The organism is Hungatella sp. L36, from assembly GCF_014288035.1.
Window position 1 is genome coordinate 507,540 of the sequence record NZ_JACOPC010000002.1, and the last position, 20,095, is coordinate 527,634.

Annotated in this window: 21 protein-coding genes; 15 read left to right on the top strand and 6 right to left on the bottom strand. The window is 48.9% G+C overall.

Annotation, left to right across the window (positions count from 1 at the left end):
• Window positions 1–4: 4 nt before the first annotated feature.
• The gene (locus H8S80_RS07930; RefSeq protein WP_117631662.1) at window positions 5–1,447 is read left to right on the top strand and encodes a sulfatase family protein; all 1,443 of its coding nucleotides are present in this window, start codon (window positions 5–7) and stop codon (window positions 1,445–1,447) included.
• A gap of 69 nt (window positions 1,448–1,516) precedes the next feature.
• Here the strand turns inward: H8S80_RS07930 and H8S80_RS07935 are convergent, their stop codons facing one another.
• The 5 genes from H8S80_RS07935 to H8S80_RS07955 form a co-directional block, all read right to left on the bottom strand.
• Window positions 1,517–2,395: an MBL fold metallo-hydrolase gene (locus H8S80_RS07935; RefSeq protein ID WP_117631664.1), complete on the bottom strand. Its 879-nt coding sequence runs from the start codon at window positions 2,393–2,395 to the stop codon at window positions 1,517–1,519.
• The gene (locus tag H8S80_RS07940) at window positions 2,383–3,231 is read right to left on the bottom strand and encodes a prenyltransferase/squalene oxidase repeat-containing protein (RefSeq protein ID WP_002604180.1); all 849 of its coding nucleotides are present in this window, start codon (window positions 3,229–3,231) and stop codon (window positions 2,383–2,385) included. Before H8S80_RS07940 ends, H8S80_RS07935 begins: the two co-directional genes overlap by 13 nt.
• A gap of 159 nt (window positions 3,232–3,390) precedes the next feature.
• Window positions 3,391–4,305 (bottom strand): helix-turn-helix transcriptional regulator, encoded by a 915-nt coding sequence (locus H8S80_RS07945; protein ID WP_243010353.1) that lies wholly within the window; start codon window positions 4,303–4,305, stop codon window positions 3,391–3,393.
• Window positions 4,306–4,512: 207 nt separating this feature from the next.
• Window positions 4,513–6,270 (bottom strand): Rqc2 family fibronectin-binding protein, encoded by a 1,758-nt coding sequence (locus tag H8S80_RS07950; protein WP_029466285.1) that lies wholly within the window; start codon window positions 6,268–6,270, stop codon window positions 4,513–4,515.
• Window positions 6,271–6,337: 67 nt separating this feature from the next.
• Window positions 6,338–6,751 carry a PH domain-containing protein gene (locus H8S80_RS07955; RefSeq protein WP_002604177.1) on the bottom strand — a complete coding sequence of 138 codons (414 nt, stop codon included), beginning with the start codon at window positions 6,749–6,751 and terminating at the stop codon, window positions 6,338–6,340.
• A gap of 158 nt (window positions 6,752–6,909) precedes the next feature.
• Between H8S80_RS07955 and H8S80_RS07960 the strand changes: the two genes are divergently transcribed.
• From H8S80_RS07960 to H8S80_RS08015, 12 genes are all read left to right on the top strand, one after another.
• Window positions 6,910–8,547: an AAA family ATPase gene (locus tag H8S80_RS07960; protein WP_181987935.1), complete on the top strand. Its 1,638-nt coding sequence runs from the start codon at window positions 6,910–6,912 to the stop codon at window positions 8,545–8,547.
• A 219-nt stretch (window positions 8,548–8,766) separates the two neighbouring features.
• Window positions 8,767–9,645, top strand: a complete 879-nt coding sequence (locus tag H8S80_RS07965; protein WP_025530418.1) for a YicC/YloC family endoribonuclease — start codon at window positions 8,767–8,769, stop codon at window positions 9,643–9,645.
• Between the two features lie 51 nt (window positions 9,646–9,696).
• The gene (gmk, locus tag H8S80_RS07970; RefSeq protein WP_029466287.1) at window positions 9,697–10,317 is read left to right on the top strand and encodes a guanylate kinase; all 621 of its coding nucleotides are present in this window, start codon (window positions 9,697–9,699) and stop codon (window positions 10,315–10,317) included.
• Window positions 10,318–10,340: 23 nt separating this feature from the next.
• Window positions 10,341–10,592, top strand: a complete 252-nt coding sequence (rpoZ, locus tag H8S80_RS07975; protein WP_002604174.1) for a DNA-directed RNA polymerase subunit omega — start codon at window positions 10,341–10,343, stop codon at window positions 10,590–10,592.
• Window positions 10,593–10,977: 385 nt separating this feature from the next.
• Complete coding sequence (gene rimO, locus H8S80_RS07980; protein WP_002604173.1) at window positions 10,978–12,318, top strand: 30S ribosomal protein S12 methylthiotransferase RimO; 1,341 nt, start codon at window positions 10,978–10,980, stop codon at window positions 12,316–12,318.
• Window positions 12,302–12,844, top strand: a complete 543-nt coding sequence (gene pgsA, locus H8S80_RS07985) for a CDP-diacylglycerol--glycerol-3-phosphate 3-phosphatidyltransferase (protein ID WP_002604172.1) — start codon at window positions 12,302–12,304, stop codon at window positions 12,842–12,844. Before rimO ends, pgsA begins: the two co-directional genes overlap by 17 nt.
• Window positions 12,845–12,850: 6 nt before the next feature.
• On the top strand, window positions 12,851–14,098 hold the full coding sequence (locus H8S80_RS07990; RefSeq protein ID WP_002604171.1) for a competence/damage-inducible protein A: 1,248 nt from the start codon (window positions 12,851–12,853) through the stop codon (window positions 14,096–14,098).
• Window positions 14,099–14,118: 20 nt separating this feature from the next.
• A complete protein-coding gene (locus H8S80_RS07995) occupies window positions 14,119–15,459 on the top strand; it encodes a hypothetical protein (RefSeq protein ID WP_002604170.1) in 1,341 nt (446 codons plus the stop codon).
• Window positions 15,440–15,835: a hypothetical protein gene (locus tag H8S80_RS08000; RefSeq protein WP_002604169.1), complete on the top strand. Its 396-nt coding sequence runs from the start codon at window positions 15,440–15,442 to the stop codon at window positions 15,833–15,835. Before H8S80_RS07995 ends, H8S80_RS08000 begins: the two co-directional genes overlap by 20 nt.
• A 7-nt stretch (window positions 15,836–15,842) precedes the next feature.
• Window positions 15,843–16,889 carry a DUF2953 domain-containing protein gene (locus H8S80_RS08005; protein WP_117631670.1) on the top strand — a complete coding sequence of 349 codons (1,047 nt, stop codon included), beginning with the start codon at window positions 15,843–15,845 and terminating at the stop codon, window positions 16,887–16,889.
• Between the two features lie 16 nt (window positions 16,890–16,905).
• Window positions 16,906–17,310, top strand: a complete 405-nt coding sequence (locus H8S80_RS08010) for a GerW family sporulation protein (protein ID WP_002604167.1) — start codon at window positions 16,906–16,908, stop codon at window positions 17,308–17,310.
• 56 nt (window positions 17,311–17,366) lie between these two features.
• Entirely contained in the window at window positions 17,367–17,504 is a 138-nt protein-coding gene (locus tag H8S80_RS08015) for a hypothetical protein (RefSeq protein ID WP_002604166.1), read from the top strand.
• A gap of 144 nt (window positions 17,505–17,648) precedes the next feature.
• On the opposite strand, the gene rpmB is transcribed toward H8S80_RS08015, so the two are convergent.
• Window positions 17,649–17,834 carry a 50S ribosomal protein L28 gene (rpmB, locus tag H8S80_RS08020; RefSeq protein ID WP_002604165.1) on the bottom strand — a complete coding sequence of 62 codons (186 nt, stop codon included), beginning with the start codon at window positions 17,832–17,834 and terminating at the stop codon, window positions 17,649–17,651.
• Window positions 17,835–18,000: 166 nt separating this feature from the next.
• Between rpmB and H8S80_RS08025 the strand changes: the two genes are divergently transcribed.
• A complete protein-coding gene (locus tag H8S80_RS08025) occupies window positions 18,001–18,357 on the top strand; it encodes an Asp23/Gls24 family envelope stress response protein (protein ID WP_002604164.1) in 357 nt (118 codons plus the stop codon).
• 14 nt (window positions 18,358–18,371) lie between these two features.
• Complete coding sequence (locus tag H8S80_RS08030; RefSeq protein WP_002604163.1) at window positions 18,372–20,042, top strand: DAK2 domain-containing protein; 1,671 nt, start codon at window positions 18,372–18,374, stop codon at window positions 20,040–20,042.
• Window positions 20,043–20,095 lie beyond the last annotated feature (53 nt).

Consider the following 20,095-nt stretch of genomic DNA (forward strand, 5'->3'; position numbering starts at 1 on the left):
ATCGATGAAAACCAATCTTTTGTATGTCTTCGCGGACCAGTGGCGCGCTGAGGCCATAGGCGCTCTCGGAAGCGATCAGGCAGTAACGCCGAATATTGACCGTTTTTCAGAGGAAAGTGTCTGCTGTACCAATGCGTACAGCACCTTTCCCTTATGTTCCCCGCACCGGGCTTCGCTCATGACGGGCAAATACCCGTTCCGCGTGGGAATGTGGACGAACTGCAAGATCGGTCTGGAAGAGAAGATCATGCTGAAGCCCCAGGAGACCTGTATCGCCAATGTTTTAAAAGACGCGGGCTTCGCGACAGGTTATATCGGCAAATGGCATCTGGATGCGTCGGAGCTCAATTTTAGTCCGCATCCGAAGTCCGGCGCCAGAGAGTGGGACGCCTATACGCCGCCGGGAGAGAGAAGACAGGGCTTCGACTATTTCCTGTCCTACGGGGCGTGCGACGATCACCTCGATCCCCACTACTGGCTGAATGACGAGACTCAGATCAGGCCCGGCAAATGGTCCGCGGAATATGAGACCGACAAAGCCATCGAATATATGGATCAGAAGAAGGACGAAGACGAACCGTTCGCACTGTTTGTATCCTATAATCCGCCGCACCTGCCTTATGAGCTGGTGCCGGAGCGCTATTATGAAAAGTTTAAGGATTTAAAGGTTCGCTACCGTCCCAATGTGCCGGAATCCATGCGGGAAGAGGGCGGTCTCTTAGAGACGCAGACACGCCAGTATTTAGCCGCGGTTCATGGAATCGACGAACAGTTTGGCAGAATCCTGACCTGGCTTAAGGAAAACGGCATGGAGGAAAACACGCTGGTGGTGCTGTCCGCCGATCACGGGGAGATGCTGGGTTCTCACGGACTTATGAGCAAGAACATCTGGTACGATGAGGCGCTTCACATTCCGCTTATTTTCCGGCAGAAGGGAAGACTGGAGCCCGGAAAGAATGAGGCGATCTTCGCAAGTCCCGACCACATGCCGACGCTTCTGGAGCTTCTGGATCTGGAGGTGCCGGAGACGTGCGAGGGTTACAGCCACGCAGGAAGTTTGACCACGACTCCGGCAGAGGCCGGCAGTGCAGTATCCGGCGAACCGGAAGATATGCTGATCTGTTCCTATCCCGGGGGCGCGGACATGGTTGCCGCATTTTCAAAGCGCGGTCTGACGCACAAAGCCTATGGCTGGCGGGGTATCAGGAACAAACGGTATACCTACGTCATCACCAATGGCTACACTCCCGATGAGCCGCAGAGAGAGCTTCTCTATGACAGAGAGCTTGACCCGTATGAAATGAATCCCCTGGAAGTGGAAAAGGACTGTGCGGATGCGCGGATCCTGGCATTTCGGGAACGGCTGAAGCATTATCTGGAGTTGACAGAGGACCCGTTTCTGTGGGACAGAGTCAGAGACGATACAGTGCAGGAAAAGAAAAACTAGTAAAAATATCCCCGCCCCTTCGGCCATCTGTAAAGCAAGGCCGAAAGGGCGGGGATACTTTTATTGTCTTTAGATGGTTGTCCAACGCATCCTGTTCTGATCGAATGAGACCGTGATTCTGCCCGTGTCCTTTAACCACGCAAGATAGGAGCGGACAGTGCTGCCCACGAGAACGTACTGCTCGAAATTCATAGCCAGACCGTATTCTGTAAACAGCTTCTGCATCAGATCCTCGAAGCTGAGCGCCTCTCTGCAGAGAGACGTGATTTTTTCTGCTATTTCCCATACTTTATCGATGTTGTACTGTGCAAGGGGCGCGATGTCTTCCACGGCCTCCGCATGGGCGGGAACAAACATTTTCCCGCTTAAGGACTTCACCATCTCCAGCGTCTTTAAGTACGCAGCCACATCGTAAATGAAGCTGATCTGGTATTTGTCCAGTGTCTGTCGGCTGGATAAGCAGTCGGCCAGAAAGACCACGTCGTCCGGGGTGCGAAAACCCACCATGTCGAAGTAATGTCCCGGCAGAGGAATGATCTCAAAGCCCTCGGGCAGCGTGTCCTCAGTCAGAAGCGACGCATCGCTTTCCTGTGCCATAAGGAACTTGTGCCGCAGGTCTTCCGGCGGAAATCCTCCGTAGAGGAATGCCGGCTCTAACACCGGATGCTTTGTAAACTCACAGTTGATCTCCGGGACATAGACGCTGCATCCGGTCTGCCCCTGAAGATATTTGTTTCCGCCAATGTGATCGGCGTTCGCATGCGTATTGTAAATGGCAGTCAGACGCCAGCAATGGGCTTCCAGAATCTGACGCACTTTACGCCCGGCGTCCTTATCGTTTCCGCTGTCTATCAGACACACGTCGGTATCATTTAACCTGACCAGTCCGATTTTTGAGGGGTTTTGAATATAGTAGCTCTGTTCTGTAACCGGAATCAATTCGTACATGGCATCTTCCTCCAATGATCTTGTATTTCCATAAAGCGCTTTGTCCCCAGTTCGCTTGGCTCCCCCTTTTTACAGAAGGTGAGCTTAGCCAGCTTCGGCACGACCCGTTCCACCACGATCTGCCCGTTTACCGTTCTCGCCTCCAGCTCGTGAAATGCCTCCAGGAAACGGGGATCCTTTCTGGCGCGGTCATAGAAGGAGAGGATATAGACGTATTCAAAAAGATTATAGTTCCGAAACGGATACTCTACCTGCATGAACAGCGTTCCGATTCCATAATGGCACGGGCCGATGGGCTTCTTGATCGTCCAGTGCTCCAGTAAAAATTCCACCGCCCGGTCCAATGCAGGTTCCCGGTTTAAATAATCGCTGAAGCGGAAGGCATCGAGTGCCAGAAGTGTCGGATGCGGGTTGGAGTATTCCGTCTCAGGACCGTGTCCAAAGGAAAATTTCCTGCATCGCCAGCCGCCGTCGGGATACTGGGTATCCAGAAAATAACGGAATGTGGTCTGCAGCCGCCCGTCATTCGCATATCCCAGATGGCAGAGCACCTGCGCCGCACAGGCCGTATGGCAGGGATAAATACTTCCCTTCGGGTAAAGCCTGATACGGCCATCCTCCTGCCATGCGCTGAGTATCAGATCTGCGGCCTCCTTTAATATGGGTTCTTCCGGGTCCATCCCCAGCTCCAGGAGATAGCTCACACAGTCCAGAGTGGAAAACGGCGCCCCTTTCTGCAGGCGGTGATCCGGTGTGTCCCACAGCGTGCCTCCCTGGTCGTAGCGGTGGGAGAGGATCGCGGCCACGTCCGCCTCGTATTTTTTATCAACTGCCATACGGTACCTCCAATCGATTTCATTCTGTAAATGTCTGAGAACATATTCTGTAAATGTCTGAGAACATATTCTGTAAATGTCTGAGAACATTCAGATCTTTCTGATACAAGTATAACTGTTTAAATATGACAGCGTCCTGTCATATTTCACGTTATCCGTCTAATATAATGCTGCCATCTGCTCCAGATACTGTTTCATTTCCTGCCGGAGACTGTCCGGCGCCAGAATCTCGGCTTTGTTTCCGAATCCGGAAAAAGTGCTCAGAACCCATTCCGGCCTTCCGGTGAGAAATGTAACAACAATATCCTTCTCCCGGTAAACCAGATTTTCGCGGCCAAAGAAATCAATCGCCAGAAATTCAAGAGAACGGTCCATTTTCACGGTAACCGTCTGGCCTCCGTCGTTGACAAAATGGCTTTCCATCGAAGGAATCTCATAATCGCTCCGTTCATCAAAGACGGAATCACTGACCTCTAAATCCGTAATCCGGCTCAGGCGGAACATGCGGAATTCCTGTCTCAGCAGACAGAAGGCCAGCAGGTACCACGTCTCCTGTTTGAAAATCAGCTTATACGGCTCGACACGTCTCGTCACCGTGCCGCTGGGGCTGCAGTAACCCATTTCCACGATAAAATGCCCGGCGATCGCTTTCCGCAGCATCCCGATCCTGGATAGGAAAGAGCTGTTCTGATTCCAGGAAGTGAAATCCAGAATGATGTCATTTTCCAGCAGCAGCCGATTGCCGTCGCTGAAGCGGAGCTTCGCCAGCAGCGTCTTCATCCGCGCGCTGTCATCGATGGTGGCCAGCCCCTCGATGCCGGCCAGTATCACTTTCATATCATCTTCGCTGAGCGCCGATTTATTATAGCGGAAATTCGGCAGGAGGGAGACACCGCCGCCGACTCCCTGTCTCGTCACCACCGGAAATCCGGAAGCGGATAAATCCAGCAAATCCCTGTGAATCGTGCGTGTGGAAACCTCAAAATATCCGGCCAGTTCTCTTACGGTCACATTCTCCCGTTCCAGAAGAATACACAGAATTCCAAACATGCGGTCACTCTTCAAACGTTTCACCTCCAGTGGCTCTATCATACGAAATACGACATTTCATGTCAAGTTTATTCTTTCACAAAGAGTCCGCTAAGCCGGACCCGCGCGCCGGAGCGCGGCCGTTTCAGCGGTCATATAACACAAAAAAGCCCATTTCCTCCAGGACGGCCTGATTCTATGCCGCCTGTATGAAATGGGCAAATTCTTATCTGTATAAAATCATCTCCCGGATCAGGAATTCTTTTTTTCGCTGACTTCCTCGAGAAGCAGCTTCGGCTCGGCCACCAAGGAGTAATTCGTGTGGTAAATGACAAATCCCGGTGCAGCACCGGCCACTTTCCGGATATGCTTTCTCTGAATGTAGTCGATCTCCACCTTCTCGTTCTCCCGGCCCTTGGAGTAGTAAGCGGCCAGGGCGCCGGCCTCCTCAAATACGTGGTCGGGCAGCTCTTTTCCCTCCGTCTTTACAATGACGTGGGAGCCGGGAATGCCCTTTGCGTGGAACCACCAGTCGCCGCCATTCGCCAACTTGAAGGTGAGTTCGTCGTTCTGGTAGTTGTTCTTGCCAACGTAGACGTGAAATCCGTCTGAGGTGATATAATGGAAGGGACGGCTGGTGATTTTCGGTTTCTTGTCTCCGGCGCGCCTGTGCTTGATGTAACCATACTCCATCAGTTCTTCCTTGATCTGAACGAGATCTTCTTCCTTCAGCGCGATATCAAGCGCGGCACTGACCGATTCCAGATGATCGATTTCCCGTTTCGTTTCCAGGGTCTGTTCCGACAGGGCCTCGTACGTCCGCTTCAGTTTGTTGTATTTATCAAAAAATTTCTGAGAATTTTCCCGGGCCGACAGCTGGTCATCCAGCGGGATAGTGATTTCCTCGTTCGTATAGTAGTTCAGGCAGGTAAGCTTTTTCTCGCCGCCCTCCAGCTCATAGCCGTACGTGTTGAGCAGTTCACCGTAGACCTTGTATTTATCGCGTTTTTCCGTATCCTTTAACTGCTTCATCTGAAGGTCATACTTTTTATAGTTTCGCTCCAGAGCGGTCTGGACGATTTTCCGCAGGTCCACGGACTTCTGGCGGATTCTCGTTAAGATGTTCCGGGACGCATAGTATTCCTCCAGCAGCGTGCTGATGGAATCGTAAGTTACGGCCTGGTACTTTTCTCCTTCAAAACAGGTAAGCGGTAGAGCGGAAAATTCCACCGGCTCGTTCTGGTAATAAATAATGTTCGGGGTGAAGCTGCGGCTTTTCACGTCGTCCATCATCAGGGAAAACATATGGTAGAGATGGATAAGCTCTGCCTCCGTCAGTTCATTGGCTGACACATCGCCGTCGATGGAGGCCAGATGGCAAAGCTCCGTGCCGACGATCGGGCTGATGCCTGTCAGCTTCATATAGAGCGCTTTCTGTACCGGCGCGGCCGTGTGGCCGATCAGTTCCGTAAATTCCGCCTCCGATATGGTGAGCGGGTCTTTTTTCTCCACGGTCTGCGGGATAAAATAGGGCCGTCCGGGCAGAACCTCACGAACGGAGCTGACCTGGGCCGAAATATGCTTGATGCTGTCGAGAATCATGTCTTCGTCATTGCAGAAGATAATGTTGCTGTGCTTGCCCATGATCTCAATATAGAGTTTCTTGATCCGCTTGTCCCCCAATTCGTCGAGATGCTCAATCTCCATGCAGATGATTCGCTCCAGCCCTGGCTGGCTGACCCTCATGATACGGCCGTTTCCAATATGCTTTCTTAAGAGCATACAGAAATTGGGCGCTGTCATAGGGCTCTGCTTGTTCTGCTCCGTAAAGTAGAGAAGCGGAAGACTGGCGCTTGCCGAAATGAGCAGGCGCCATGTGTTTTTTTGATTTTTGACTGTAAACAGCAGTTCATCCTTTTCCGGCTGGGCGATCTTCGCAATCTTTCCGCCCTCCAGCCGATTTCCGATTTCCGCTGTGAGACTGGCCATTACAGTTCCGTCTAATGCCATTGTCGTACCTCGATCCTTCCGTGTTCCTGTCTTCTAATATCCATGTCTGTCTAATATCTATGTCCGCTTAATGTTCATGCCCTTCAAACGAGTCTAAGTCCGCCTCTGTATCATCGCCGTCCTCGCCGTGATTCATGAATTCCCTGGCGCTGACACGGTTCCTTAAGCGTTCTTCCTCCACCTTCTTGGAGAGCATCTCCTTCACGTGGTCGCTGTCTTTAATATTGGTAATTCTTAAGCATTTTAAATCCAGATCCGTGCTGTCAATGTGAATCGTACCCAGTCCGAAAATCCTCTGGATAATATTTTTGCTCAAACTGATATTTAAAATGCGGTAGAGGCGAACTTCCTCTTCCTTCGTATTTAAAAAGCCGGTCTCTACAAAAAGCCGGCCCTCGTCCATTCCATACTTCGTAAAGGTCCATGGGAGTCCGCACCAGAGACGCTTTCTATCGTACCAGATCATACTTTCCTTCTTCATAGCTGTTCTCCTTTTTAACTGACTGAATGAAACTGGCTATATTATACTATGGAATCCACCTTTCGTCCAGTTACGTTATGAAAAGATATCTATGGAAAGCCGCTTGGATATATGGTATGATGAGGACAGATGAGTGAATGGGAAAGAAGGATCAGCATATGGCAGGAAGAAAAATTTTACCCATTGGAAATGATGATTTCCGAAAACTGCGAGAGAATGATGCATATTATGTAGATAAAACACGGATGATAAAAGATTTTATTGAGATGAAGGACGAGGTTGCGCTAGTTGCCCGTCCAAGACGTTTTGGCAAAACGTTAAACATGACGATGCTCCGGGAATTCTTTGATATTACAAAAGACAGCAGGGACATTTTTAAAGGACTGGCAATTATGGATACGGAATATGCAGAGCAGATTAATTCCCGCCCGGTCATTTACTTTACATTTAAAGACTGCAAAGGTGCCACGGTTGATGAACTGCTGTACCTTGTTAAGCGGAATCTGTACCAGGAATACTTGAAATACGAAAAAATCCTTCGAAACAAATTAGATAAGGATTGCTTTGAAACAAGGGATTTTTATGAAATGATTGATGTTTTGAGGGATCCGCAGGCCAACCATGGGCAGTATTCCTTTTCAATACAGATGCTGACACAATTTGTGAAAGACAGCTACGGTATTTCGCCAATTTTATTGATTGATGAATATGACCAGCCAATCATGAGCAGTCATGAATATGGTTATCACGATCAGTTAGGCCAGTTTTTCTCCAATCTGTATGGAAGCGCCATGAAAGGAAACCCTGCATTGGGGCAGGCTCTTCTTACAGGAGTTCAGCGGGTTGCAAAAGAGAGCGTCTTTTCACAGTTTAATAATGCCAGGGTTTATACGGTGCTGCATAAAACATATGCTCCGTATTTTGGACTTACCGCTGAAGAGACAGAGCAGCTTTTAGCTGACTACGGCTTGAAGATGGACGAGAGTGTGCGCAGAAAATATGACGGATATCGGTTTGGGGATATTGAGATGTATAATCCCTGGTCAATCCTAAATTATGCCGATCTGGGAAGCCTGGATAATTACTGGATAAATACTTCCTCAAACTATCTCGTGAAAATGGCTTTAAAAAAAGCGGACCGGAGGTTCTGGGAAAAACTTGAACAGTTGATTGCAGGGAAAGAAATTGCTGTGTGGATTACACTGGAAACTTCATATGTAGAAAGGGACAGTAATTACAGCTTGTGGGGGCTTTTAGTAAATTCCGGTTATTTGACAGCAATACGGCGGATAGACCAAAACACAGTGGTGGTGCGTATTCCAAATGACGAGGTGATGTCAGAATTTCAGATGCTGATTGCCGAGCTATCCGGCATAGATGGACTGGATTTGCAGCAGATGATGTCCTGCCTTTTAAATAAGGACATGGATCTGTTTCTTTCACTGTATCAGGATACTGTGCTTTCCTGTACCAGCTACATGGACGCGAGGGAAAACGCTTACCATATGCTGTTTCTGGGGATGTGCATTACTCTGCGCGGATCCTATAAGGTGACAAGTAATCTGGAAGCCGGTTATGGTCGGAGCGATATTACACTGCAGTCGGTATCACCAAAGAATATCAATGTGATTTTGGAATTTAAACAGGGAGAGAATATTGACCAGTTAAAAGAGGAGGCGTTAAAACAAATCCTTGACAACCAATATTATACGGGACTGACTGGTGAAGTTCTGTGTGTGGGAATAGCGCATGATAAAAAACGGTGCGATATAGCCTATAAGACAATAAATGTATAATAACCACGGGAATAGATGAGCGTTTAAAAGTAGTTAATATTAAAAGCAATATTTGTATAGCAGACCTTCACAGGTCTGCTATTTTGCTAAAGACGCAATAGCAGCCTATTATTGCAAAGAGGTTTATATACGAGAAAGAACCGTCCAGAAAACTATTTGACTTGTTTTTTATTATGACTTATAATGGATGGTATCTATGGCGAAAGGAAGGCACAAGGAATGATAAAAAGCATGACAGGTTTTGGAAGATTCGAAACCGTCACGGATGAATATAAGATTTCCGTCGAGATGAAGGCGGTCAATCACAGATACCTGGATTTAAGCATCAAGATGCCAAAGAAGTTCAATTTTTTTGAAGCCGGAATCAGGAATCTGCTGAAGAATTATATCCAGCGCGGAAAAGTCGACGTATTTATTACTTATGAAGACTACACGGAGAACAAGCTGTGCTTGAAGTATAACAGCGCGCTTGCCGCCGAATATATGGATTATTTTGCCAGGATGGAGACTCAGTTTGGTATACGAAATGATGTGACAGTATCCACGCTTTCCAGATGTCCGGAAGTTCTCTCGATGGAGGAGGTTCCGGAAGATGAGGAACACATGTGGAAGCTTCTGTCCGAGACGGTTGAAGAGGCCGCCAGACGGTTTGTTGATACCAGAGTCACGGAGGGTGAGAATCTAAAGGCTGATTTACAGGGCAAGTTAAGCTTTATGACCAGTCTTGTGGATTTTATCGAGGAGCGCTCCCCGCGGATTATGGAGGAGTACCGCACCAAGCTGGAAGACAAGGTAAAAGAACTGCTTTCCAATACGACCATTGATGAAGGAAGAATCGCCACAGAGGTGACGATCTTTGCCGATAAGATCTGTGTGGATGAAGAGACCGTACGTCTGAGAAGCCACATTGAGAATACGAAGGCGGAGCTGGAAGCCGGCGGCAGCGTGGGAAGGAAACTGGATTTCATTGCCCAGGAGATGAACCGGGAGGCCAACACCATTTTATCGAAGGCCAATGATTTGGAGATTTCGGATAAGGCCATTGCGCTGAAGACCGAGATCGAGAAGGTAAGGGAACAGATTCAGAACATAGAATAGAGTACAGACGCTAAGTAGAGGCGCTAAGTGCTCATAACGAGGTGGAAACTTATGAACGAACATGGTGTGCTGGCAGTCATATCGGGATTTTCAGGCGCCGGAAAAGGCACCCTTATGAAGGCTCTGCTTGAGAAGTATGACAATTATGCGTTATCCATATCCGCTACCACCAGGAATCCCAGAGAGGGAGAAGTGGATGGACGGGAATATTTTTTTGTGACGGAAGACCGCTTTAAAGAGATGATGGAACAGGATGCGCTGATCGAATACGCGCAGTACGTCAATCATTACTACGGAACTCCGAAGGAGTATGTATTAAGCCAGATGGAACAGGGAAAAGACGTGCTTTTAGAGATTGAGATTCAGGGCGCTTTAAAAGTAAAGGAGCGTTTTCCGGAAGCCATCCTGATCTTTGTCATGCCGCCCAACGCGGAAGAATTAAAGAGACGCCTGATCGGCAGAGGCACGGAAAGCATGGATGTGATTAATGCAAGACTTCGCCGGGCAGTGGAAGAGGCGGAGGGCATGGATTCCTACGATTATATCTTAATCAACGATGAAATCAGCTCCTGTACAGAGCAGCTTCATAAGATGATTGCGGTACAGCACAGCAGAGTTTCAAATAATTTGGCATTTTTATCCCAGATCAGGGAAGAATTAAAGAATATATAGCTATTAGGAAAGGGGAATGAAAGATGTTACATCCATCTTATTCAGATTTAATTAAAGTAGTAAACAGCGAGGTAGAGCCAGGAGAACAGCCGGTTGTTCAGAGCCGTTATTCCATCGTGATCGCCGCTGCAAAGAGAGCGAGACAGATCATCGGAGGAGCTGAGTCTGATCTTCCAACCGCTGGAAAGAAGCCGCTTTCCGTTGCCGTAGAAGAATTATATGACGGCGATGTAAAGATCTTAAGCGAAGCGGACGCAACGGAAGAAGACGATTGATAAGGCACTGTTAAGAAACAACTTGGACAGATGATGCAGGATAAAGCTTCATGCGCAAGGCGGAGGAATGAGGCGTACGGAGTACGGCGATTGACGACAACGCGGCGTATGGAGCTTTAGACAAATCAGATGGCTGCGTTACTTCTTAACAGTGCCCGGGGTTGAAGGCCGTCTCCACATTGGCAGAGATGGCCTTTCCATTTTCCATTCACCGTGGTGTTACGGACAGCAGCATGTCCGCCAGTTCACTGGCCGCGAGGATTGAAACAAAGATACGAAATGAATGATGCAATGATGCAATGATGCAATGATGCAATGATGCAAATACATGATACGAAATAAAGATGCAAAAAGACATACGAAAAGACAGGAGTTATAATATTTTATGAAATTACTATGCATTTCGCTGGGCTGTGATAAGAACCTGGTGGATACGGAGATGATGCTGGGGCTTTTAAACAAGGACGGCTATACCTTTACGGATGACGAGTACGATGCGGATGTCATTGTCATCAACACATGCTGCTTCATCGGTGACGCCAAGGAGGAAAGCGTTAACACAATCCTCGAGATGGCGCAGATGAAGGAAGTGGGGAAGTGTAAGGCGCTGATCGTTACCGGCTGCCTGGCTCAGCGCTACAAACAGGAGATCATCGATGAGATTCCGGAAGTCGATGGAATCCTCGGTACCACCACCTATGACGAGATATCCCATGTGCTGGCCGAGGCGCTTGGCGGCAGGGAGCACGTCCAGTGCTTCCACGATCTGGATCTCATTCCTGAGGTGAAGACAGACCGGGTAATCACTACCGGAGGCCATTACGCATTCTTAAAGATTGCCGAAGGCTGTGACAAGCACTGTACCTACTGTATTATTCCCAGCCTGCGCGGCAATTTCCGCAGTGTTCCCATGGAACGGCTGGTATCGGAGGCACAGTCACTGGCCGATCAGGGCGTAAAGGAACTGATCCTGGTAGCCCAGGAGACGACGCTGTACGGCGTGGACCTCTATGGAAAGAAGTCGCTTCCGGAGCTTTTAAAGAGACTATGCCGCATTTCCGGCCTTCAGTGGATCCGGATTCAGTACTGCTATCCGGAGGAGATCACCGATGAGCTGATCGAAACCATAAAAACAGAGGAAAAGGTCTGCCATTATCTTGACATGCCGATTCAGCATGCCAGCGATACCATCCTGCGCCGCATGGGAAGGAGAACTTCCAGGGAGCAGTTAAAGGAGATCGTCGGTAAACTCCGCAGTGAGATTCCCGATATCGCAATCCGTACGACCCTCATATCCGGATTCCCGGGAGAGACGGAGGAGGATCATGAGACGCTGATGGAATTCGTGGACGAGATGGAGTTTGAGCGCCTCGGCGTGTTCGCTTACTCCGCGGAGGAAGACACTCCGGCGGCCGGATTCCCGGATCAGATTCCGCAGGAAGTGAAGGAAGAACGGCGCGATGCCATCATGGAGCTTCAGCAGGAAATCTCCTTTGACCATTCTCAGTCCATGGTTGGAAGATCCCTGGATGTCATGATCGAAGGCAAGGTTGCCGATGAAAACGCCTATGTGGGACGAACCTATATGGACGGCCCTGGCGTGGACGGCATGATTTTCATCCAGACCGGCGAGGAGCTGATGTCCGGAGCCTTTGTAAGGGCCAGGGTGACAGGCGCGCTGGAATACGATTTAATAGGGGAGATAGAAGATGAATTTACCGAATAAACTGACGATTCTTCGAATCATTATGATTCCGTTTTTTGTACTCTTTATGCTGCTTGACGGCGGTGTGAGCCAGACGTACCGCTATATCGCCGCGGTCATTTTCATCGTAGCCAGCTTTACAGACTTACTGGATGGAAAGATCGCCAGGAAATACAATCTGGTAACCAACTTTGGAAAATTCATGGACCCGCTGGCAGACAAGCTTCTGGTCTGTTCCGGCTTAATCTGTTTCGTCGGCCTTGGCCAGCTTCCGGCCTGGTTCGTGATTATCATCATCAGCCGCGAGTTCATCATCAGCGGCTTCCGTCTGGTAGCGTCTGACAACGGTGTCGTGATTGCCGCCAGCTACTGGGGGAAATTTAAGACCGTCTCTCAGATGATTATGTCTGTGCTGCTGATTGTAAATATCCCGGCACTGTCCATTCTGACCACCATTTTCAGCGTCATCGCGCTGGTTCTGACAGTGGTTTCACTGATCGATTACATTGCGAAAAATTATCGTGTTCTTACGGAAGGGAGTCTGTAAATCATTATGGTTGTTGAATTAATTTCAGTCGGAACAGAACTTTTACTCGGAAATATCGTGAATACCAACGCCCAGTTTCTCGCGGAGAAATGCGCGTCACTCGGCCTCTCCATGTACCATCAGGTAACAGTGGGAGACAACCGGGAACGGCTGGCAGAAGATATTAACACGGCTCTGCAAAGGGCGGATATCATCATCCTGACCGGCGGCCTTGGACCTACGGAGGACGATATCACAAAGGAAGTCTGCGCCGAGGTTATGGGCTTTAAGCTGGTGGAAGACCCTCATACGAGAGAGCGGATCGAGACGTATTTTAAGAATAGCATCTATCCGGTTATCACGGAAAACAACTGGAAACAGGCGCTTATTCCGGAAGGCTGCAAAGTTCTTGACAATCATAACGGCACAGCCCCCGGACTCATTCTGGAAAAGGCAGGAAAGGCAGCGATTCTCCTTCCCGGCCCCTTTAATGAGTTAAAGCCGCTTTTCCTGGACGCGGTATCCCCTTATCTTCAGGAATTACAGCCTGAGGTAATCCGTTCCCAGATGATCAAGATCTGCGGCCACGGGGAGAGCCAGGTGGCAGACCAGATCAAGGATTTGATCGCCGCACAGACGAATCCGACCATCGCCCCTTACGCAAAGACGGCGGAGGTACATCTGCGTGTAACGGCACGCGCGGCCGATGACGAGACGGCCAAGAGCCTGATTAAGCCTGTCGTAAAGGAGATCAAGAACCGTTTCGGTGATGATATCTATACCACAAAGGAAGAGGAGACCCTGGAGATGGCGGTCGTTCGTCTTCTTAAAAAGTATGAGCTCACGGTTACTACCGCGGAGTCCTGCACCGGCGGCCTGATCGCCGGACGCCTGGTTAATGTATCGGGAGCCTCCGAAGTATTTCGTGAGGGCTTCGTCACCTACTCCAATAAGGCAAAGAGGAAAATTCTCGATGTCAGCAAGGGAACCCTCAAGAAATACGGTGCCGTCAGCGAACAGACTGCGAAGGAGATGGCCACAGGCGGTGTATTTGCAACCGACGCCGATGTCTGTATCGCCGTCACCGGAATCGCCGGACCTTCGACCGAGGGAGACAAGCCTGTGGGGCTCGTTTATATTGCCTGCTATATGAAAGATAAGGTGAAAGTGGAAGAGTACCACTTCAAGGGCAACCGGGATAAGATCAGAGAGCAGGCCGTCGTAAAGTCTCTCGATCTATTGCGCAGGTCCATACTCGCAAATTATCGGGGATAAGTCTTCAGGAGGATAATACATTGGAAACCCGTTTCATAAAAAAACAGATGACAGCGGCGTATCAATATTCTTATACGAGGCTGGCACTCAATTACTATACTTTATACGAAACCCTGACAGAGGAACCGGAGCTTCCCGGAAAAGGCGGCGCGTTTCTTCTGACCCTCAATGAGCTCATTGGAGCGTATCTGGAGGGGAAAGAGATCCTTAACCGGCTGGACCAGCTTCGGGAAGAGGTTACCCGTGAGGTGGAGATTCTGACGGCTTACACAGACTGCTTTCAGATTTACGAATACGTGTTAAACCGGCTGGAGAGATCCTATAAGACTCTGCCGGAAACCGGCTACAACGACGAGACCTTTACGGATATGCTGATGGCATTTATCACGAATACCAAGGAATCTGCCGTTATGAACGGGCGCATCCGCCAGATCATCGGCCAGCTCCCTGTTCGTCTGACAAAGCAGAAATTCTACAGCCTCGTGCTGGAGGGGCTCTCGGTTTATACCGGTTCTCCTGTGGACAGCTTAAATGACATGATGTATACGCTTAAGACCGAATCCATGGCATCCCTTCCGGAAGGGATGGCGGAGGGACGCAGATCCTTATATGAGACGCTTAAGCAGTTCGGCCATATGGATTACCGCAGCCTTTCACCGGAGGCGTTTTCGGAAGCCCAGGCGAAGCTTATGGGTGTGAGTGCAGAGCTGAATGAAGAAGCAGAATGCTTCGTAAGCCTGCAGGAAATTATCAACGACTTATACGTTCTTTCTCTCGCTAAGAGCGACGCAGTAATCGATGTCAGCGAGGAGAAGCTCTATCGTTCCATCATCACCGGAGTGTTAAATGGCTTAACGAAAAATGGCGGCGGAGAAGCGGAAGAGTCCTTCACGGCGCTTCTTACGCAGCTGGAAGGGCGTCAGGAAGCCTATTATGAGAGATATCTCCGTTCGGAATTTCCGCCGGAGACACCGGAGCTGCTCGCCGATCCCGATTATGTGAGAGCCGGCAACGTTGATCTTCTCCTTTCCGGAAGTTCCTTTATGGATTTAAAGAAGGTCACCGCAGAAAGCGGCGAAGAAGAGGACGGCACGCAGGAGCTGGTAGACAGGGCGTACCTGGAAAAAACCGCAGAAGCATATTTTGGTCAGCTGGAAACCGTATTTTCCGGCACCTCCAGACCAGTCATGCGCGCCATTATGGCGAAAGTGCTCTCGGACCTTCCGGTGTACTTTAATTCAATTGATGAGATCAAATCCTACATCAGAGGGAGCCTGGAAAGCTGCGGGGACGAGGCGGAAAAAGAAACCTGCAAGGAATTATTGGAAGAGCTGATGGATTATGAAGATAAGCTGGTATGACCACTTATATGTGGGTGACAAAGCGAAAAAGAAACGGTATCAAATCATTCAGGCAATCAGAAATTCCCGCCTGATTTCAGGGGCCTATGTGATTACACCCTCATTAAGTGGGAATAATGTACTTGATATCTATCCGGCCATGGAGCTTTCGGCCCCGTGGTACAGGGATGAGGAGTTCTTCATCATCGGAATTGCTGCCGACTACTGGGAGGCCCTGGAGGTGACAAGGCAGATTATAGATGAACTGTACCGGAATACCGGCGGCTTCGATTTGACCGGTTATATAAACGATCACTCGCACGCTCCGTGTACGAGCGGCCGCGACAATCAGGCCCGAAACATGTCTGAACATGTTCCAGAAGCCGGCGAGATGTGAGGTGTCCATGCTTCCTATCATATTATTTATTTTAAAACTGCTGGGAATTCTGGTTCTGATTCTGCTGGGACTCGTTCTCGGCGTGCTCCTTCTGATTCTCTTCGTACCGGTCAGATACCGGATCGAAGGCTCTTATTACGAACGGCTGAAAGGGAAAGTCCGTGTCACATGGCTGCTACATATTGTCTCTGTAACGGCAGCTTATGAGGACGAGTTCTCCATTCTCATCCGGCTGTTCGGCTTCCGGCTCTTCAAACCCGTGGAAGAGAGCAGAGAGGATGCGGAAGAGATGCTGGTCCACGCCATGGAAGTGACTGACGAGGATGCGGAAGAATTCTCCGGCGATATCCTGAAGGATGTGGAACGCTCCGGGAAAAAACGGCTCACGGAAGAAGGAAAACTTCCCGAAGACAATGCTTCTGGCAGCGAGCGCACAAATTCAGAAGAAAAGCGCAAAGAGCCGCAGAAAATGGAGCAGCAGAAAACGTCACGGCTGAATGAAGAGCCAAGTCAGGGTAATTCAAATCAGAATGGTTCAGTGCAGGAAGGTTCAGATCAGAATAGTTCCGACAAGGAACATGAAAGTAAAAAGACAATCGGCGGAAAGGCCCTGGCGGCCGTCGACAGGCTTTCGTCAATTTTCGCAAAACTTAAGTATTCTTTCGAGGGGATCTGTGATAAACTAAAAACCATAAAAGAGAAAAAAGAAGAGATTCAAGCCTGGATTTCCAATGAAAATAACCGAAAGACAATCCGTCTTCTTCTGAGGCAGTTAAAGAAGCTGATCCGCCACCTCCTTCCCAAAAAAGGAAAGGGCGAAGTGGTATTCGGCTTCGACGATCCCTATACGACCGGTCAGGTTTTAACTGCGGTCAGTGCGGTTTACCCGTTCTGCCATAAGCAGCTTGACATTTACCCGGTATTTGACAGACAGGTATTTACAGCAGAGGGACATTTTAAAGGAAGAATCCGGGCCGGCACACTGCTTCTCATTGCGGGGAGGATGCTGCTCGATAAGAATTTCAGAGGCCTGTTAAGAAAATGGCTTCGTTAAAGGAGGAACAGATCAGATGGCAGATAATTATTTTACATCTACAGTGGAGGCTCTGTTCAAGGGTATGGATACCTTTGTAACGACAAAAACCGTAGTGGGAGAGGCAGTAAAGGTGGACGATACCATCATTCTTCCTCTGGTTGATGTGACCTGCGGCATGGCTGCCGGTTCATTTGCTGAAAGCGCAAAGCAGAAGGGCGCAGGCGGTATGAATGCCAAGATGAGCCCCAGCGCCATTTTAATCATTCAGAACGGCGTAACGAAGCTGGTCAACATCAAACAGCAGGATGCCATGACGAAGATCCTGGACATGGTGCCTGATTTTGTCAATAAGTTTACAGGGGGGTCCCAAGATGTTTCCCCTGAGGCATTAAAGGTAGCGGAAGAGATGGCTGCGGCAGACGAGGAAAAAACTGAATAAGAAGAGGATAAGCCGCATACTATATCATATAGCATGTAAATGGATTGAGGGATTATATGAAGAGAGTATGTGGTCTGATGCTGTTCTGCTTTGGCGCAGGAATGGCAATTCTGCTTTTTATCCCGGCAACAATCATGACGATATTGTTCATCATCGCCTGTATGGTACTGGGATACAACTTATTCTGTTGGTAGAGAGTGTTTGTTGGAAACGGGAGAGATGCGCTGATACCCGTTTCCAGTTAAAATAAAGAGTTCTAAAACTGCTTCAGCAGGAGCATTTTCCGGCAATACAAAAAAAGCTCCAGGCTATTATCAGCCTGGAGTTTTCCTAAATGATTAAGCTCTCTCAACTAAACCAGATCTTAAGCAGGAAGTACATACGTACATCTTCTTGTTGCCTCCGTTAACTTTAACTTTAACGGACTTTACGTTTGCTTTCCACATCTTGTTAGATCTTCTATGGGAATGGCTCACCGCATTACCAAAGTGAGCAGCTTTTTCACAGATTGCACATTTAGCCATGATTGCACCTCCTTAAACGCTACTTGGATTTTCTGTTATAAAAATCCACAACAAATGTATGATAACAGAAATTGCATACTTTTGCAAGTGAAATTTAAAAATTTGTTTCTTTTTTTGGGAAAATAATGTATAATCAAATCAGTCAGAATGATAGGAGGTAAAAATTATGAAGGGTTACATCAATAATAAACTGGGTGAAATCCAGATTGGCCCTGATGTTATCGCTATGTACGCGGGCACTACTGCAGTAGAATGTTTCGGTATTGTCGGCATGGCGGCTGTCAGCATGAAGGACGGCCTTGTTAAGCTTTTAAAACGCGAAAGTCTGACGCACGGAATTAACGTGAATATACAGGACAACCATATCACCATCGACTTCCATGTCATCGTAGCATATGGAATCAGCATTTCGGCGGTAGCTGACAATCTGATCGAAAATGTGAAGTACAAAGTAGAAGAGTTCACCGGCATGACGGTAGATAAGATCAACATCTTCGTTGAAGGTGTAAGAGTGATAGATTAAGGAGGAAACTACCTGTGGGTATGAAGTATATAGACGGAGAGATGCTGAAGAAAGCATTTCTGGCCGGTGCAAAAGGATTGGAAGCTAAGAAGGAATGGATCAATGAACTCAACGTGTTCCCGGTTCCGGACGGGGATACGGGTACGAATATGACGATGACCATCATGTCAGCGGCAAGGGAAGTGGCGGCCATCGAGCATCCGGACATGGAATCTCTGGCAAAGGCCATTTCTTCCGGCTCGTTAAGAGGCGCCCGCGGCAACTCCGGCGTTATTCTTTCCCAGCTTTTCAGAGGCTTTACAAAAGAAATAAAGACGGTGGATAAGATCACGACGACGACTCTTGCGAATTCCTTCGTCAGAGCGACAGAGACGGCTTACAAGGCCGTTATGAAGCCGAAAGAGGGAACGATCCTGACGGTTGCCAAGGGGATGGCGGACAAGGCTGTGGAACTGGTGACAGAGACGGAAGATATCATCGAATTTTGTCAGAAGGTCATCGAACACGGCGATTACGTGCTGAGCCAGACTCCGGAGATGCTTCCCGTGCTGAAACAGGCCGGTGTCGTCGATTCCGGCGGACAGGGCCTTATGCAGGTCGTAAAGAGCGCTCTCGACTGCCTGATGGGCAAGGAACTGGATTTATCCGTGGAAGGTGCAGCGAGCGCCGGAAGCGTATCAGGCGGTGCTGCGGTAACCGATGATTTCGATATCAAGTTCGGTTACTGTACGGAATTTATCGTGAATCTGGAGAAGCCTTACGATGAGAAGAACGAACATGAATTTAAGGGATATTTAGAATCCATCGGCGATTCCATCGTTGTCGTTTCAGATGACGATATCGTCAAGGTTCACGTCCATACCAACGATCCGGGACTCGCGATTCAGAAGGCACTGACCTTCGGCTCCCTGTCACGTATGAAGATCGACAACATGAGGGAAGAGCATCAGGAAAAACTGATTAAGGATTCGGAAAAGCTGGCCGCTCAGCAGAAAGCGGACGAAGAGAAGAACGCAGGACCGAGAAAGCCTTACGGCTTCATCTCCGTATCCGTCGGCGAGGGGCTCGACGAGATCTTTAAGGGAATTGGAGCCGATTACCTGATTCAGGGCGGCCAGACCATGAACCCAAGCACCGAAGATATGTTAAACGCCATCGACCGTGTCAATGCCGATACGGTTTATATTCTTCCGAACAACAAGAACATCATACTTGCGGCAGAACAGGCCAAGAAGCTTACAAAGAATAAGCATGTCATCGTAATTCCGTCCAGAACGATCCCGCAGGGAATTACCGCTCTGATCAATTTCGCACCGGATTTATCAGCGGAAGAGAATGAGAAAGTAATGACCGAGGAGATGCAGCGAGTCAAGACCGGACAGATTACTTATGCGGTGCGCAACACCATGATTGACAACATCGAGATCACCGAGGGTGACATCATGGCTCTCGGAGACCACGGAATCCTGGCGGTGGGGAAAGCCATCGAGCACACGGCGCTGGAATCCTTGAAATCCATGGTGGATGACGAATCTGAGCTGATTACCATCTATTACGGCGCGGACGTGTCGGAGGAAGATGCGGAGACGCTTCGTGAGAAGGCAGAGGAATCGTTCGGCGACTGTGAAGTAGAGCTCCATCCGGGCGGTCAGCCAATCTACTATTATCTGATATCCGTAGAGTAGAACAGAAGAAACAGGAACAGCTCCCGGGCAGACAATCTGCCCGGGAACTTTTT